We start from the raw sequence: 15,859 nt of genomic DNA, 5'->3' as shown, positions 1-15,859 counted from the left end.
TCTGGCCTGTCTTGTGGTGGCCTTCGGCTCTTGCTATCACGCAGGCCTGATTGAGCAAGTTGGGACAACACCATGCGCGCCGAAACCCAGAATATCGTGGCGGAAATCGAAAAGTCGCTGGAGCTGCTGGCCCAGCGTATGGATTATGAAACCGCGCCCCATCGGCTTGAGGAATTCAACGCGCGGGTCGAGGATCCGAACCTGTGGGACAGCCCCGAGAACGCGCAAAAACTGATGCGCGAACGGCAGATGCTGGTCGACGCGATCGAGACCTACGAGTCCATCAAAACCGATCTTAGTGACAATATCGAGCTGATCGAACTGGGCGAGATGGAAGAGGACGCCGAGGTTGTTCAGGACGCCGAAGCCTCGATCAAGTCTCTGAAAGACAAGGCCGCCAAGAAAGAGCTGGAGGCACTGCTGGATGGCGAGGCCGACAGCAACGATACCTTCCTCGAGATCAACTCGGGCGCAGGCGGGACCGAGAGCTGCGACTGGGCCTCGATGCTGGCGCGGATGTATGTGCGTTGGGCGGAAAAGAAGGGCTATACGGTCGAGCTGCAATCCGAGACCGCGGGTGAAGAAGCCGGGATCAAGTCGGCGGCCTACAAGATTTCCGGTCACAATGCCTATGGCTGGCTGAAATCGGAAAGCGGTGTGCATCGGTTGGTGCGTATTTCGCCTTATGACTCGGCGGCCAAGCGGCATACTTCGTTCAGTTCGGTCTGGGTTTATCCCGTGGTCGATGACAATATCGAGATTGAGGTAAACCCGGCCGATATTCGGATTGATACCTATCGGTCCTCGGGCGCGGGTGGTCAGCACGTGAATACCACGGACTCGGCGGTGCGGATCACGCACATCCCGACCGGGATCGTTGTGACCTCGTCCGAGAAGTCGCAGCACCAGAACCGCGATATTGCCATGAAGGCGTTGAAATCGCGCCTCTACCAGCAAGAGCTGGACCGCCGGAACGCCGATATCAACGCGGCGCATGAAGCCAAGGGAGATGCGGGCTGGGGCAACCAGATCCGATCTTACGTTTTGCAGCCCTATCAGATGGTGAAGGATTTGCGGACCAATCACGAGACCTCGGACACCAAAGGTGTATTGGACGGGGATCTGGATGGGTTCATGGCGGCGACACTGGCGTTGAATGTGGCGGGCAAGAGCCGGTCTGAGGCGCAGGGCGACTAAGGCTGGGCAGGGGGCGCTGCCCCCGCCGCGGCAAGCCGCGACTCCCCCGAGATATTTTTAGCCAGATGAAGGGGATCCGGGTGGTGCTTGGCCATTTGGGAAAAGATGTATTTAAACAATGGGTTTTATTGGTCGGGGTGCGCGGCTAGGCTGGATTTGAATTTAACAGATCGAGGCGGTTGAAACCCGGATGGATGTCACTCAGCTTTCTGCAATGGCGTTGGCCGGTAAATTGTCATCTGGCGCTGTTTCAGCGGTCGAGGTGATGGCTGCGACGCTAGAGCGGATCGAGGCCGTGAATGGTGCGGTCAATGCGATAGTGGCCCTGCGCGAAGGGGATGATCTGCTGGCCGAGGCGGCGGCGCTGGATGCGGGGCCTCATCGGGGGCCACTGCACGGGCTGCCGATCGCGGTGAAGGATCTGGTCAATGTCGCCGGGATAGTGTCGTCGCAGGGATCGCCCTTGTTTCGCGATTTTGTGCCTGATCAGGATGATCTGATCGCGGCGCGGATGCGCGCGGCGGGGGCGATTTTGATCGGCAAGACGAACTCGCCCGAGTTCGGGCTTGGTTCACACACGTTCAACCCGGTCTATGGCGCGACCCGGAACCCCTATGATGGGGCGCGTACCTGTGGCGGTTCATCCGGCGGCGCGGCGGTTGCGTTGGCGACCGGGATGGTCGCGTTGGCCGATGGTTCGGACATGATGGGAAGTCTGCGCAATCCGGCCGCGTGGAATAACGTCTACGGATTTCGCCCCAGCTGGGGGCGGGTACCTTCGGAACCTGTCGGGGATGGCTTTCTGCATCAGTTGTCGACTCTGGGGCCGATGGCGCGCTGCCCTGAGGATTTGGGGCTGTTGCTCGACGTGATCTCGGGCGTTGAACCGCGGGCACCTTTGGTTGCGGATACCGGTTCTGTGGGTCCTGTTGAGGCTGCTGATCTGAAGGGCTTGCGGATTGGCTGGTTGGGAGACTGGGGCGGCGCGTTTCCGGTTGAGGACGGCATTCTGGGCCTTTGCCGCGACGCCTTGTGTGTTTTTGAAGAGCAAGGCGCAGTGGTCGAAAGCCTGGCTCCGCCTTTCGATGCAGAAAGGATGTGGGACAGTTGGGTCACCCTGCGGTCCTGGGCGGTGGCAGCAGGATTGCAACCGCTGCAGGGCAAATCAGAGGCCTTTAAAGACAGCGCGCAGTGGGAATTGGAGCGTGGCCTGTCGCTCTCCGCGATGCAGGTGCACGCGGCCAGTGTGACCCGGTCGGACTGGTTCCGGCGGGCGGCGAGGCTGTTTCAGGACTATGATGCATTGGTTCTGCCGGCTGCGCAGGTCTGGCCTTTCGATATCGAGACGCCGTATCCGCGCGAGATCAAGGGACGAGCGATGGACACCTATCATCGCTGGATGCAGGTGACCGTGCCGGTCAGCCTGATTGGTTTGCCCTGCCTGGCAGCGCCTGCCGGGTTCGGAGCCGAAGGGGTGCCCATGGGCTTTCAGCTATTTGGTCCCAAAGGCTCGGACGCGCGGCTGCTGTCCTTGGGGGCGGCGTATCATGAGGCAACGACATGGCCGCAAAAAAGGCCTGCGATGAGATAGGGCCAGAGGTGGAGGAGAAACAGATGGAAAGACCTTTCGGTGCGCCTCAGATGCGCCCTGTTGACAGTGGGATGTTGAAACAGGCGATGCGGCGGGCGTGGGTTGATCTACGCAGGGCACCGCAGTTTGGTTTGGTTTTTGCGGGCTTCTATGTGCTGGCGGGCTGGGCCATCGCCTGGGTGACCATTCAGACAGGAACAAGTTATTGGCTGGTCCTTGCCGCGATCGGCTTCCCTCTGATCGGGCCATTTGCGGCGGTCGGTCTCTATGAAGTCTCTCGCCGTCTGGAGAGGGGGCAAGACCTGGATTTCAAGGCAATTTTCGGGGTTGTACTGCATCAGAGCCGCCGCCAGTTGCCCTCAATCTGCGCGATCATCGTGGTGATGTTTCTGTTCTGGTTCTTTCTGGGGCACATGATCTTTGCCCTGTTCATGGGGCTGTCGACGCTGACGAACGTGTCCTCGTCGCTTGAGGTGTACCTCACGTCAAACGGATTGACGATGCTGACCGTAGGGTCCGCTGTCGGGGCAGTTTTTGCCACCATTCTGTACATGATCACCGTGCTGTCGATCCCGATGCTGCTGGATCGCGAACTGGATTTCGTGTCTGCAATGATCGCGAGCTTCTCTTATGTGCGGGACAACTTTCCGGTCATGATCGGCTGGGGCATTTTCATCGCCGTGCTGACATTCGTTGCGATGATGCCGTGGTTCCTGGGGTTGCTGCTGGTGCTGCCGCTTTTAGGCCATGCAAGCTGGCACCTGTATCGCCTGATCTGCGAGGATGACCCGAGCTAGCGCTGTTCTTCGGGCCTGTAGGCCCTTGTCAGCTTACGTGCGGCACCAAGCGCATCTATTGCATCCTGCCCCAGACGGATCAGGGTCACGGGGCGCGCGTCGTCTTTTTCTGGGCGGGTGTAGCTTGTGCCTTGCCAGACGGTATCTTTCTTGCTGACCACATAGACCCGGCTGTTCTGGCCGTTTCGACCGGAAATCAGCATGTAGACATAATCGCCGGAACAGCTCGCTATACCGCGCACCTCTCGTGCCCTGGATGAGCTGCCGGGCATGGCGCTGCGCGGTGTGAAGCCGCGGATCAAAGTGCATTGCGGCAGCCGTTTGGCGTGCAAAACGATGGACGTCCGAGTGTCCGATGCCGCATAAAACCCTGGCGGAAAGGTACAGTCGTGGGTGGCCTGAGCGCCCGAGCCGAGGAATTGCGTCAGAGTTGCGTTCACATGATGCGTATTGGCATCGGGGATGTCGTCAAGCGGGGTCAGAACGATGCGGGCATCCACATCAAAGAAGCGACACATCCGGTCCAGAATATCCGCGCGGGGAAAGCTTTCGCCGGCAAGGTATCTGTTGAATTGCGTTCGGTTGATGCCCAGATCGCGGCACAATGCCGAAATCGATGGGTAGTTTCGCGCCAACCGTCTGAGGTTTGCCCCGAACATGGCGCGAAGTTCGGCAGGGCTGCGCGTGTCGTTTGGCATCGATTCCCCATGCATCGGCAGTTTCAGTCGAAAAACAGCGGTGCAGCCCGGAGGACCGGTTGTGTGACCGAAATCGTAAAGATGACCCCAAAGCAACGTTTCCCCACGCCGCGTTGCGCCTGCGATGCTAGTCAGGTGCAGAGCAAAGGCAATAGGTTTTGTCTGTTGTGAGTAATCTTTATGGGTAATTTGCAGGCTTTTTTGCGCAGTTTATCTCAAAATGAGACAAGATTCACCTCAATGCATCCCACGTGGAAGGTCCCGGCGATGCCCGGCCGGGACCAATCTGTTGTCAGTCGCCGCGCAAAAGGGCAGCCACACCGGTTCTGGCGATCTCGATCAGCCCAAGCGGGCGCATGAGATCGGCAAAAGCGTCAATTTTGTCAGGCGCGCCCGTGATCTCGAAAATGAACGAGTTCAACGTGCTGTCGACCACATTGGCGCGGAAAATATCGGCCAGACGCAGGGCCTCGACCCGCTTATCGCCGTCGCCAACGACCTTGATAATCGCCAGTTCCCGCTCGACCGAGGGGCCTTCGACCGTCAGGTCATGGACGTCATGAACTGGCACGATACGACCCAGCTGTGTCTTGATCTGTTCGATCACCTGCGGGGTGCCGGTGGTGACGATGGTGATGCGGCTGAGGTGTCCCGTGTGGTCGACCTCGGCCACAGTCAGGCTTTCGATGTTATAGCCACGGCCCGAGAACAGGCCGATCACGCGGGCCAGAACGCCCGGCTCGTTCTCGACCAAAACCGCGATGGTGTGGCGCTCCTGCACGTCCGAAAAGGTGGGGCGTAGGTTATAGGCCGAATGGCGGCTAGAGCCTTTTTTGATATGTAGGGCAGACATTTATGTCCCTTTCATCATCTTGCGAAAACCGGGCGTTGGACGCCCGGTCAATTCCGACGAATGTTGTTAAACCAGAACCGAACCTTTGGAATCGATCACGCCCTGCGTCTCGGCCTCGCCCAGCAGCATCTCGTTATGGGCTTTGCCCGACGGGATCATGGGGAAGCAGTTCTCGTGCTTTTCAACAAGGCAGTCAAAGATCACCGGGCCGTCATAGTTGATCATCTCCATGATCGCGTCGTCCAGATCAGCGGGATCGGAACACAGGATGCCCTTGGCGCCGAAGGCTTCGGCGAGTTTGACGAAATCGGGCAGGGCCTCGGACCACGAATGCGAGTACCGCTCACCATGCAGCAGCTCTTGCCATTGCCGGACCATGCCGAGGCGTTCGTTGTTCAGGATGAACTGTTTGACCGGCAGGCGGTACTGAACGGCGGTGCCCATTTCCTGCATGTTCATCAGCCACGAGGCCTCACCCGCGACGTTGATCACCAGCGCATCCGGATGCGCCATCTGCACACCGATCGAGGCCGGGGTGCCATAGCCCATCGTGCCCAGACCGCCCGATGTCATCCAGCGGTTGGGGTCTTCGAACCCAAGGTATTGCGCGGCCCACATCTGGTGCTGGCCAACCTCGGTGGTGATGTAGCGGTCGTGGTTTTTGGTCAGCTCTTCAAGGCGTTGCAGCGCGTATTGCGGTTTGATCGTCTTTTCGCTGTTGGTGTAAGCAAGGCAGTTGACCTTGCGCCAGTCGGCGATCTGCTCTTGCCATTTGGCGACTGAGGCCGCATCGGTCTTGCGGCCGCGCGATTTCCAGACCTTCAGGATGTCTTCCAGAACATGGGCCACGTCGCCGACGATCGGGATGTCAACGCGGATCACCTTGTTGATCGAGGACGGATCAATGTCGATATGCGCCTTTTTCGAATTCGGCGAGAAGGCGTCAATGAGGCCGGTAATCCGGTCGTCGAACCGCGCGCCGATGTTAATCATCAGGTCGCAATCATGCATCGCCAGGTTGGCCTCATAGAGACCATGCATCCCCAGCATGCCCAGCCAGTTCTCACCCGAGGCCGGGTAAGCGCCAAGTCCCATCAGGGTCGAAGTGATCGGGAAACCAGTCGCATCCACCAGTTCACGCAGCAATTGGCTGGCTGCGGGGCCCGAGTTGATGACGCCGCCGCCGGTGTAGAACACGGGTTTCTTGGCGGTCTCCATCGCGGCCACCAGTTCGGTGATCTCTTCCAGATCGCCCTTCACAACAGGCTGATAGTGCGAGGTCGAGGCTTTGGGGACGGTATAGTCACCCGTTGCAAACTGCACGTCCTTGGGAATGTCGATCAGCACCGGACCCGGACGACCCGAGGTGGCAACATGGAACGCCTCGTGCATGGTTTCAGCCAGCGAATCCGTCTCCTTCACCAGCCAATTGTGCTTGGTGCAGGGGCGGGTGATGCCAACGGTGTCGGCCTCTTGAAACGCATCCGAGCCGATCATGAAGGTCGGGACCTGACCGGTCAGAACAACAATCGGGATCGAGTCCAGCAGCGCATCCGTCAGACCGGTGACCGCGTTGGTCGCGCCAGGGCCGGATGTCACCAGCGCAACGCCAGGTTTGCCCGTCGACCGGGCATAGCCTTCGGCGGCGTGAACCGCGCCTTGCTCATGCCGCACCAGGACATGGCGGATGTCGTTTTGCAGAAAGATCTCATCATAGATCGGTAGGACGGCGCCACCGGGGTATCCGAATACTGTGTCCACACCCTGATCCTTGAGGGCCTGAACCACCATCTTTGCGCCGGTCATCTCACGTGTCATCTGCTTTGCTCCGTTCGCGACATGTGTCTTGCGTTTGCCAAAAAAAAGCCCCCGAGATTTTCGGAGGCGCATGGGTTCGATTGTGGTTTTCCGTTACCGGCCCATACGCGTGTTTCCTACGATTACGACTAGCGTGTTCATCGCCAGAGGCTCCTTATCAGCTTGCAGGGGACATTATGTTCGGCGCGACGGAGCGTCAACAGTCAATCGTATGAATTTCATGACCGGATTGATGAATTTTCCGACATTTTGTTGCGCAAAATGACGCACGTTGGGAATTTCCGGCAAAATAGAGGGGGTCGTGCGGTGCTTCGACGGATTTCCGACTTGTCCAAAACCGCCAACGCGATGTCTGAAATGAACCAGAAGCATGTCATTTGCTGCGGCAGGCTGTCTTGTATGAGGAACAGACGCGGAGGTCGGCCTTGCTGCAGGAACTCGTGGATTTGGGGCGCTATCCGATTGATCGCCCAGACTCGGCTGCGTATCGTCAGTTGATCGGAGATCTGCACCGAGAGCTTGAGCACGATGGCTGCGCGGTTTTGCCGGGGTTTGTGCATGAGGCCGGGCTGGTTCGGTTGCTGGAAGAGGCCGAGACGGTTTCGCCCAGGGCGCATCGGTCCTTCAATCGCACGAATGTCTATTTCACCAAGGATAATCCCAGCTTTGGGATCGGGCATCCGGTGCGCCGCTTCTATGACCGGTCGAATGCGTTTGTGCCTGCGGACAATTTCCCCAAATCAGGTCCTCTGCGGCGCATCTACGAGTCCGACGGTTTTCTGCCCTTCATCCGCGATGCGCTGGATGAGCCTGAGGATCGGTTCTTTCGCTATGATGATCCGCTGGCGGATGTCATCATCAATGTCCTGGAAGAGGGGCAGGGGTTTCCCTGGCATTTCGACACCAACAACTACACGGTGACCTTGGCCATTCAGAACGCCGAGGCAGGCGGCGCGTTTGAATATGCTCCGAATCTGCGCAGTTCTGAGGATGAGAATTTTTCGGCGGTAAGAAGAGTTCTGGATGGCGATATGCAGGCCGTTCACAGGATAGACTTGCAGCCCGGTGATCTGCAGATATTCAAGGGTCGCTATGCCCTGCACCGGGTTGCGCCGGTTGAAGGCGCGCGCAAGCGCTATGTGGGCATCTTCTCGTTTGTGGATACCGAAGGCATGTGTGGCGGGGTTGAAAGGACGCGGCAGCTTTATGGTCGGGTTCTACCGCATCACCATGCGCGCGAGGGCCGCCGGGCGGATGAATTGTTGGACTGAGTTGCCGGTGCCGATAGGCTGACGTCAATTCAGGAAAGGTCTTGGCATGGCACGTGTATTGCAACTCACCCCGTTTGTTTTGTGTTCGTCGTTGCAAAACCAGATTGATTTCTATTGTGAGCGGCTGGGATTCAGCTGTGGGTTTATAGCGTTTCGGGTTAAACCCGTGACACGAATACCCTGTCACGCTTTCAGCGTTCTCGGGACATTCGTGTCGCTTGATGTTTCAGATAAAACCCGAAACGCTTTAGGCAAGACAACTATGCGTTTCTGTCACGCGGGCCTGTGGCCATTCGATTGCTGGAATGCCCGCCACGCGCTGATGGTAGGCCATTGGGGGATGAGCAGTCTTTTTATATAGATGTCGAGGGGATTGATGCGCTGTATGAAAGCCTCAAGCCGGGTCTGGAAGATTTGCCCGACGGGCGAGTGCGCGCGCCTTTTGATCAGCCGTACCAGCAACGCGAATTTCACGTCATTGACGAGGATGGGACGTTGATTTTTTTCGGTGAGGATATAAGGCCACGCGGGTAGCCCTCCCGCCCATCGTCAACGCGCCTGCGGCGCGCCTCCTCTGGTTGGGCCGGGCAGCGCGTGCCGCGCTGCGGTGGGCTCAGAACCCGACGCCGGTACCCTGCAATACGCCATGTTCCAGCGCATAGCGGGTCAGGCCTGCTGTTGAGGAGATGCCCAGTTTGCGTTTGATGTTTTTGCGATGGGTCTCGACCGTTCGGACCGAGATATCGAGCGCTTGTGCGACTTCCTTGTTGGATTTACCCTGCGCCAGTTCCAGAAGGATGGTCTGTTCGCGTCCGGTCAGGGCTTCGCGGGTACTGTCGCCTTTGGGTTTCAAGGACCCGCTGGCGCCGGTGCACAGATATTGCTCGCCCTTCATCACGGCATCAATTGCTTCCTTGATCTCATCCGTGGGCACGTCTTTCAGCACATAGCCTTTGGCCCCGTGGCTGAGCGCGGTCGAGATATATTCGGGGCTGTCATGCATCGACAGGATCAGGATGCGTGTTTCGGGCAGGCGTTCGAGGATCAGCTCGGTCGCGCTGAGGCCGCCGAGGCCGGGCATGTTCAGATCCATCAGGATCACGTCGGGGGCCAATTCGACCGCGTGATCAACGGCGGCCTGACCGCTGCCCAGAGTACCGACCACTTCGATCTCATCATAGCTTTCTAGGATGGATTGGATGCCTTCGGCCACCATGGGGTGATCGTCGACAATGAGGACTCGGATGGTCATGTCCCGGCCTTTCGGTTCGGCGTTGCGTCTTCCTGCGGTGGCAGCAGGTGGCTGAGGGGCAGGCTGACTTCGATCACAGTGCCGCCTTGCGGGCCGCGTGATGACAGAATTCGCAGCGTGCCGTCAAGCTGTTCGATCCGCTCCTGCATGTTGCGCAGCCCGATCCCGGTTGCGGCCTTGTCCGGCTCGGACCGCAGCCCGCGCCCGTTATCGGTGATCCGCATGGTCGCGCCTTTCTTATGCCCACGCAGGTCTATCGTAACACGCGAAGCGTCTGCGTGGCGCTCAATATTGGTCAAGGCTTCCTGCGCGATGCGGTAAAGGGCGATCTTGCTGTCCTGATCCAGCCGGTTGCGGAAGACAACGGTCGAAAACTCGGTTTCGATCCCGGTGCGTTCGCGGAAGTCATCGGTCAGCGCCTTGAGGGCCGGGCCCAGGCCCAGATCATCCAGTACGCCGGGGCGCAGGTCTCGGCTGATGCGGCGCACTTCGGTGATCGCCGCCCCCAGATGATCAATTCCCTTGTCCAATGGGGCCTGCGCGCCTGTGTCGTCACCACGAGACAAGCGCCGCCGGGCATTGTCCAGCGCATATCGGACACCGACAAGGATCTGACTGATGCCATCATGCAGCTCGCGCGCGACGCGGCCGCGTTCTTCTTCTTGGGCGTCGAACACCCGTTGGGTCAATTCTTTCAGCTTGGCATCCGCCAGACGTCGTTCGCGTATATTCAGCAACATGCCCGAGGCGAAGACGATCAAAACAGCGGCCAGAACGATGGCACCGATATAGAGGAATGTGCGCTGCACACGCGCCTCGACCTCGGCGCGGGCATTGGCGACGGTTGCCAGCACATCGTCGATGAAAACGCCGGTGCCCACGGCCCAGCGCCAATCCTGCAGGCCCACGACATAGGCGATCATCTGTGCCTCTTCCCCGGTCGAGGGCTTTTCCCACATGAAACTGTGCCAGCCTGCACCCTGGCGTGCCAGACGGATGAACTCATCCACGACCGGAGTACCGTCGCTGTCGGTCAGACCGTCCCAATTGCGGTTGATGAACTGGGTCTGGCGGGGGCTGACCAGGTTCGTACCGTCGTAGTCATAGACAAAGAAGAACCCGTCCTGCCCGTAGATCATCGCCGACAGGATCTGGGTGACCAGCGTTTTGGCGATATCATCATCGGGTTCGGCGCGCCCGTAGATATAAGCAAACCCATTGCGCGCCTGCGTGACATAGTTCTTCAGCTCTTCCTTCTTGGCCTCTATCAGGCGCTGCTCCAACGCCTGTATTTCGCGTTCAGCCGTTGCACGGGCCTGATAGGCGACCAGAAAGGCAATGGCCGCAACGGCAACGACCAGAGGGATGGCCGCAACCAAAGACAGTTTCTGCGCATAGGTCAGCGAAACCAGATGTCGGAGTCTTTGCATGGTCGAATCGATACGCAAGCAGCCGATAAAATGCAAAAAGATTGAGCGTTTCTGGGGATAAATGCCCTGGGGAATGTTGAATGGCTGGCTTTTTCGCCGACTTTTTCGGCGAAAGTCGGTCAGAAACCCGGGTTTCTACGCAGTAGTAGGTATTCCCTTTCACATCCTTGTGCTTACGCTCCGATCCATTGAAAACGACAGGCCCGGAGGTTTCCGGGTACAGACTTATGAAGGGGAGGAACACTCATATGGATCGTCGTTCATTTCTGAAGAAATCTGCTCTGGGCGGCTCGGCTGCTGCGGCAACTGCACTGGCGGCACCGGCCTATGCGCAGGGTCAGCGGACCCTGACCATGGTGACCTCGTGGGGTCGTGGTCTGGCCGGCGTGTTCGACAGCGCACAGCGCTGCGCCGACAGCATCAACGCGATGTCCGATGGCAGCCTGAATGTTGAAATCAAAGCAGCAGGCGAACTGGTCGGCGCGTTCGAAGTGTTCGACGCCGTTTCGTCCGGTCAGGCCGACATGTACCACGCGGCTGACTACTATTTTGTGGGTCAGCACCCAGGCTATGCCTTCTTTACTGCTGTTCCGTTCGGCATGACCGCGCAGGAACTGGTGAACTGGTACTACCACGACGGTGGTATGGAGCTGCATGACGAGCTGGGCTCGATCTTCGGCCTGAAATCCTTCCTGGCGGGTAACACTGGCGCGCAGGCAGGCGGCTGGTACTCGAAAGAGATCAATGGCCCCGAGGATTTCCAGGGTCTGAAGTTCCGCATGCCGGGTCTGGGTGGTCAAGCGCTGGGCAAGCTGGGCGCATCGGTTCAGAACATTCCGGGTTCGGAAGTGTATCAGGCGCTGTCCTCGGGTGCGATCGACGGCACCGAGTGGATCGGCCCCTGGGCGGACGAAAAAGCGGGCTTCCAGGAAATCACCAAGACCTACTACACTGCGGGCTTCCACGAGCCGGGCGCGGGTCTGTCGCTGGCGACGAACCGCGACGTGTTCGACGAACTGACACCGGCCCAGCAGAAGATCATCGAGATCGCAGCTGCCGAAGCGCACCAGTGGAACCTGGCGCAGTTCCTGGCCAACAACGGTGCAGCTCTGCAGCGTCTGCAGTCGGGTGGCGTGAAGGTCATGGAATTCCCAGACAGCGTATGGGATGCGTTCGGCAAGGCTTCGCAAGAGGTTCTGGACGAGAACATGGGTGACGAGCTGTTCAAGAAAATCCACGACAGCGCCATGACTTCGATGGCTGCTTCGTCGGGCTGGAACAACTTGTCGTCGGGTGTTTACACAGCTCAGCGCGACCGCGTTCGCGGCTAATCCCAAGTGAACTGACCAAACGGTTTCCCTGCATGCGCGGGGGAACCTTTCTTGTTGCATATGCGCGGACCCATCATGCCGCTATAGTCAGCAATGCAACTGACGTGACCCGGGGACAACATGCAGGACGATAACGGTATCTCGTTTTTCGGCGCCCTGTGGAATGGACTGATCTGGTTCATTCAGAGCATTGCCGAAGCCTTCTATAATTTTGGATATGCGATCACGCACCCTCAGCTGTGGCTGGACTGGTCCGACAAAGAATCCATCATGCGCTTTGTCTACTACGGAGGCTCGGTCGAGTTCTTCTTCGTGGTTTTCACGCTGTTTCTGGTGCTGACGGCCATCGGCCTGTATTACCGGAACTTCATGTGGGGCATGGTGCGCGGGCTCGAGGCGTTCGCCAATACGACCGGGCGTTTCTTTGCCTGGGCGGGTTTGCTGATGGTGATCCAGCAGATCGTCATCGTCTTCATGCAGCGGGTCTTTGCCCGGCCTGATATGTCCTTTGGTCTGGGTATCCCCTTCAATCAGGACATCAGCTGGTTTGCCGAAGAACTGAAGCTCTATAACGCGATGGTCGTGTGCCTGTGCTGCACCTACACCTTCGTACAGGGCGGGCACGTGCGGGTTGACCTGATCTATGCCGGTATCAGCCACCGCGCCAAGCGGGTGGTCGATATGTGCGGTTCGGTGTTGTTCATGATGCCGATGGCCGTGCTGACCTGGATGTATGGCTGGTACTTCATGTGGCGGCACCTGATCGTGCCGAAACCCTCGGCGAGCGACGCGTTGGACCGGTTGCTCGCGAAGTCGCGCGCTTTGCGCTGGAACGTGGAAACCATCGGGTTCAGCCCGAACGGGTTCAACGCGTATTTCCTGTTCAAAATCCTGCTCGTGATCTTTGCGGGCATGGTGTTCCTGCATGCGATTGCCTTTCTGTGGCGGTCGTATCTGGAATACGTGGAAGGGCCGGAAAGCGCCGGAAAATACCTCGACAAGGATAGCCTTGGTGAGGGTGAAGAAGCCTACGAAGGCGCACATTAAGGACGGAGACCAAGACAATGCTATTCGGACTTGATGGCGTCGAGATAGGCCTCATTATTGTATTCTTTTGCCTTTTCGGAGGCATCCTCTCAGGCTTCCCGGTGGCCTTCGCCATCGGTGGGGCAGGTGTGATTTCCTTTGGAATCATCGCCGCGTTGGACAGCGCCGGATTGCTGATCCACCAGGCGATTGACACAAGCTCACAAGCCTACCGTGATCTGGTGAACTCCGGGGTCAAAGCGGACACAGTCTCGGTCTTTCGATACCCGGACTTGCCAAGGATAGGCGAGGCGGTCTTCCCCTCCGGGTGGGAAACCGCGCTGGACCGCAACGTCTCGTTCATCGTCAACCGCATGAACGAACGGGTTCTGGCCGGTCAGTCGATTGAGACCCTTCTGGCCGTGTTGATGTTCGTTTTGATGGGCATCACGCTGGAGCGTTCCAAGATCGCCAACGATCTGCTGACAACGATGGCACGAGTCTTTGGTCCGCTGCCCGGTGGTCTGGCCGTGTCGATTGTTGTTGTGGGCGCGTTTCTGGCCGCCTCGACCGGGATCGTTGGTGCGACCGTGGTTACCATGGGCCTTCTGGCCTTGCCGACCATGCTGCGGAACAATTACTCGCCCGAGCTGGCGACAGGCGTGATCGCGGCCTCGGGGACGCTGGGACAGATCATCCCGCCATCCATCGTGATCGTTCTGCTGGGCACTTTGGCAGGTGACTTGTATTCGACCGCGCAGGAAACGCGCGCCGTCGAGGCCGGGTGTACTGATGCGCTGACCTATCTGGGTGAACCGGCCGTGGTCTCGGTCGGGACGCTGTTTCAGGCGGCCTTGCTGCCGGGCATCATGTTGGCGCTGCTCTATGCGCTTTATGCCTTTGGCTATGCCCTGCTGAACCCCGACAAAGCTCCGGCTGTCGAAATGTCGGGCGGTTCTGGTGAGGCGATCACCCGCTCTGAGGGTCTGACCTGGCTGCTGGGTGCGCCGGTTGCGATCATCGTCGGTGCGGTGCTTCTGGGCAGCGCGGGTGTGATCGGCAGCCAGAACATTTCGGTCTCGGCTTTCTCGGATGTGGGGCAGGGTGCGTCCTTGCGCACGAATGTCTCGGTTGAGTGTCAGGCCTCGATGATCGAGCTGCATGGTCAATCCGCCTGGGATCAGGCTGTGGCCGAGCAAGAGGCAATCGACGCCGCCGGTGGCGTGGCCAGCGCCGAGCGCCTGACCGAAGAGGAGCTGGTCGCCGCTCGTGACGCCAAAATCGCCAGTGCGGCTCCGATCGGAACCGGTGTTTCGATTGTGGTGGTGCTGCTGGCGCTGACCTTGGTTCTGGGTCGTGGCATCGCGCCGTCGCGCTCGCCGCAACCTCTGATCGTTGGGGCGATTGGCCTGTTGTTGATGTTGTTGGTGGATATTCTCTTTGTCCAGCCGACGACCTCATCCGGGGGGACATTCCTGTTGCTTGCGATCCCGTTCGCCATTGCGATCTACGGCTGTAAGGAGGCCGCCGCCCGCTGTGCCACCAATGATCTGATCCGCGTGGTGTTCCCGCCGCTGGTTCTGATCATCGCGGTGCTGGGTTCGATTCTCGGCGGTGTCACCAACCCGACACCCGCTGCGGCGCTGGGGGCAGGTGGTGCGATCATGCTGGCCGCATATCGCAAGCTGCAGGATCAGGGTCGGTCCGGGATGGTGATTATCTGGTCGACCTTTGCGGTCATCATCTGTCTGCTGCTGGGCGTGAATTTTGACCTGCGGATCAATCAGGGCAATGTCCCGGTCGAGACCTGGATCGCTTTCATTATGGCCTATGCGACGTATCTCTATGCTCTGTTTGGTCTGCTGTTCGGGTGCTGGGTCCTGTTCACGAGCGGGGTTCTGACCCCGGTGGTGCGTGAGACGGCCAAGGTGACATCGATGGTGTTTACCATCCTGATCGGGTCGCAGCTGCTGAACCTTGTGGTGATTTCCTTCGGCGGCGAGCACTATATCCAGCAGTTCTTGAAGAGCTTCGACAACGAGTTCACGGTCTTCCTGATCGTGATGCTGGTGCTGTTCATTCTGGGCTTTGTGCTGGATTTCCTCGAGATCATCTACATCGTAATCCCGATTGTTGGGCCGGTAATCTATGGCGGATCCTTCGATCCGAAATGGGTGACGATCATGGTGGCGGTGAACCTGCAGACCTCGTTCCTGACGCCGCCCTTCGGATTTGCCCTGTTCTATCTGCGAGGTGTCGCGCCGAAAGAGGTGACGACGGGCCATATCTATCGCGGTGTCGTCCCGTTTGTGATCATTCAGGTCGTTGGCATTGCGATCCTGTGGTTCTTCCCGTCCATTGTGACCATCGTGCCGGATCTGATCCCGAATTGATGGTTCGGCATTTAGTCAATTGAAAAAGGGGGCCTGCGGGCCCCCTTTTACTGTGTTGGATTTGGTCAAAGCGTTTTGCGTTTTAACTTAGGCAAAACCATCGAAATGCGCGTTCGAGCGTAGGGAGAGGCAGCGTATTTCGATTCAAATCAAACGCAAAGCGATCTAAGGGGCCAGCCCCTTCTTGGCCTGCGGCCAATTC

13 protein-coding genes are annotated in these 15,859 nt (G+C 58.6%); 8 read left to right on the top strand and 5 right to left on the bottom strand.

The window, feature by feature from the left end; genetic code table 11:
- Positions 1-72 precede the first annotated feature (72 nt).
- The 3 genes from prfB to AC2FD8_RS04105 all read left to right on the top strand — a co-directional run bounded on the left by prfB (position 73) and on the right by AC2FD8_RS04105 (position 3,585).
- Entirely contained in the window at positions 73-1,197 is a 1,125-nt protein-coding gene (prfB, locus tag AC2FD8_RS04115; protein WP_496854171.1) for a peptide chain release factor 2, read from the top strand.
- 190 nt (positions 1,198-1,387) lie between these two features.
- Complete coding sequence (locus AC2FD8_RS04110) at positions 1,388-2,788, top strand: amidase (RefSeq protein ID WP_496854170.1); 1,401 nt, start codon at positions 1,388-1,390, stop codon at positions 2,786-2,788.
- Between the two features lie 23 nt (positions 2,789-2,811).
- Positions 2,812-3,585, top strand: a complete 774-nt coding sequence (locus AC2FD8_RS04105) for a DUF2189 domain-containing protein (protein WP_496854169.1) — start codon at positions 2,812-2,814, stop codon at positions 3,583-3,585.
- On the opposite strand, the gene AC2FD8_RS04100 is transcribed toward AC2FD8_RS04105, so the two are convergent.
- The 3 genes from AC2FD8_RS04100 to AC2FD8_RS04090 form a co-directional block, all read right to left on the bottom strand.
- The gene (locus AC2FD8_RS04100) at positions 3,582-4,283 is read right to left on the bottom strand and encodes a helix-turn-helix domain-containing protein (RefSeq protein ID WP_496854168.1); all 702 of its coding nucleotides are present in this window, start codon (positions 4,281-4,283) and stop codon (positions 3,582-3,584) included. The genes AC2FD8_RS04105 and AC2FD8_RS04100 overlap by 4 nt on opposite strands.
- 292 nt (positions 4,284-4,575) lie before the next feature.
- Positions 4,576-5,136 (bottom strand): acetolactate synthase small subunit, encoded by a 561-nt coding sequence (gene ilvN / locus AC2FD8_RS04095; protein WP_496854167.1) that lies wholly within the window; start codon positions 5,134-5,136, stop codon positions 4,576-4,578.
- 66 nt (positions 5,137-5,202) lie between these two features.
- Positions 5,203-6,954 carry an acetolactate synthase 3 large subunit gene (locus AC2FD8_RS04090; RefSeq protein WP_496854166.1) on the bottom strand — a complete coding sequence of 584 codons (1,752 nt, stop codon included), beginning with the start codon at positions 6,952-6,954 and terminating at the stop codon, positions 5,203-5,205.
- 425 nt (positions 6,955-7,379) lie between these two features.
- Between AC2FD8_RS04090 and AC2FD8_RS04085 the strand changes: the two genes are divergently transcribed.
- Together AC2FD8_RS04085 and AC2FD8_RS04080 are read left to right on the top strand one after the other, a co-directional pair.
- Positions 7,380-8,225, top strand: coding sequence for a HalD/BesD family halogenase (locus AC2FD8_RS04085; RefSeq protein WP_496854165.1), 846 nt, complete (start codon positions 7,380-7,382; stop codon positions 8,223-8,225).
- A gap of 285 nt (positions 8,226-8,510) precedes the next feature.
- The gene (locus AC2FD8_RS04080; RefSeq protein WP_496854164.1) at positions 8,511-8,759 is read left to right on the top strand and encodes a VOC family protein; all 249 of its coding nucleotides are present in this window, start codon (positions 8,511-8,513) and stop codon (positions 8,757-8,759) included.
- Positions 8,760-8,838: 79 nt separating this feature from the next.
- On the opposite strand, the gene AC2FD8_RS04075 is transcribed toward AC2FD8_RS04080, so the two are convergent.
- Both AC2FD8_RS04075 and AC2FD8_RS04070 read right to left on the bottom strand, forming a co-directional pair.
- Positions 8,839-9,477: a response regulator transcription factor gene (locus tag AC2FD8_RS04075; RefSeq protein ID WP_496854163.1), complete on the bottom strand. Its 639-nt coding sequence runs from the start codon at positions 9,475-9,477 to the stop codon at positions 8,839-8,841.
- Positions 9,474-10,907, bottom strand: a complete 1,434-nt coding sequence (locus AC2FD8_RS04070) for a cache domain-containing protein (protein WP_496854162.1) — start codon at positions 10,905-10,907, stop codon at positions 9,474-9,476. Before AC2FD8_RS04070 ends, AC2FD8_RS04075 begins: the two co-directional genes overlap by 4 nt.
- Positions 10,908-11,155: 248 nt before the next feature.
- Here AC2FD8_RS04070 and AC2FD8_RS04065 point away from each other — a divergent pair, with 248 nt between their 5' ends.
- The 3 genes from AC2FD8_RS04065 (at position 11,156) to AC2FD8_RS04055 (ending at position 15,657) form a co-directional block, all read left to right on the top strand.
- Positions 11,156-12,238, top strand: a complete 1,083-nt coding sequence (locus AC2FD8_RS04065) for a TRAP transporter substrate-binding protein (RefSeq protein ID WP_496854161.1) — start codon at positions 11,156-11,158, stop codon at positions 12,236-12,238.
- A gap of 120 nt (positions 12,239-12,358) precedes the next feature.
- A complete protein-coding gene (locus AC2FD8_RS04060; protein ID WP_496854160.1) occupies positions 12,359-13,285 on the top strand; it encodes a TRAP transporter small permease subunit in 927 nt (308 codons plus the stop codon).
- A gap of 17 nt (positions 13,286-13,302) precedes the next feature.
- A complete protein-coding gene (locus AC2FD8_RS04055) occupies positions 13,303-15,657 on the top strand; it encodes a TRAP transporter large permease (protein WP_496854159.1) in 2,355 nt (784 codons plus the stop codon).
- The last annotated feature ends 202 nt before the right edge of the window (positions 15,658-15,859 follow it).

This window comes from Ruegeria sp. YTSC192 (assembly GCF_059609705.1).
Note: the sequence above shows the minus strand (reverse complement) of the source record. Positions and strands in the feature narration are given on the sequence as shown.

Bases quoted from the DNA above. Each gene is read 5' to 3' on its own strand.
- prfB (WP_496854171.1), top strand. From the start codon at position 73: ATGCGCGCCGAAACCCAGAATATCGTGGCGGAAATCGAAAAGTCGCTG.
- AC2FD8_RS04110 (WP_496854170.1), top strand. From the start codon at position 1,388: ATGGATGTCACTCAGCTTTCTGCAATGGCGTTGGCCGGTAAATTGTCA.
- AC2FD8_RS04105 (WP_496854169.1), top strand. From the start codon at position 2,812: ATGGAAAGACCTTTCGGTGCGCCTCAGATGCGCCCTGTTGACAGTGGG.
- AC2FD8_RS04100 (WP_496854168.1), bottom strand. From the start codon at position 4,283: ATGCCAAACGACACGCGCAGCCCTGCCGAACTTCGCGCCATGTTCGGG.
- ilvN (WP_496854167.1), bottom strand. From the start codon at position 5,136: ATGTCTGCCCTACATATCAAAAAAGGCTCTAGCCGCCATTCGGCCTAT.
- AC2FD8_RS04090 (WP_496854166.1), bottom strand. From the start codon at position 6,954: ATGACACGTGAGATGACCGGCGCAAAGATGGTGGTTCAGGCCCTCAAG.
- AC2FD8_RS04075 (WP_496854163.1), bottom strand. From the start codon at position 9,477: ATGACCATCCGAGTCCTCATTGTCGACGATCACCCCATGGTGGCCGAA.
- AC2FD8_RS04070 (WP_496854162.1), bottom strand. From the start codon at position 10,907: ATGCAAAGACTCCGACATCTGGTTTCGCTGACCTATGCGCAGAAACTG.
- AC2FD8_RS04065 (WP_496854161.1), top strand. From the start codon at position 11,156: ATGGATCGTCGTTCATTTCTGAAGAAATCTGCTCTGGGCGGCTCGGCT.
- AC2FD8_RS04060 (WP_496854160.1), top strand. From the start codon at position 12,359: ATGCAGGACGATAACGGTATCTCGTTTTTCGGCGCCCTGTGGAATGGA.
- AC2FD8_RS04055 (WP_496854159.1), top strand. From the start codon at position 13,303: ATGCTATTCGGACTTGATGGCGTCGAGATAGGCCTCATTATTGTATTC.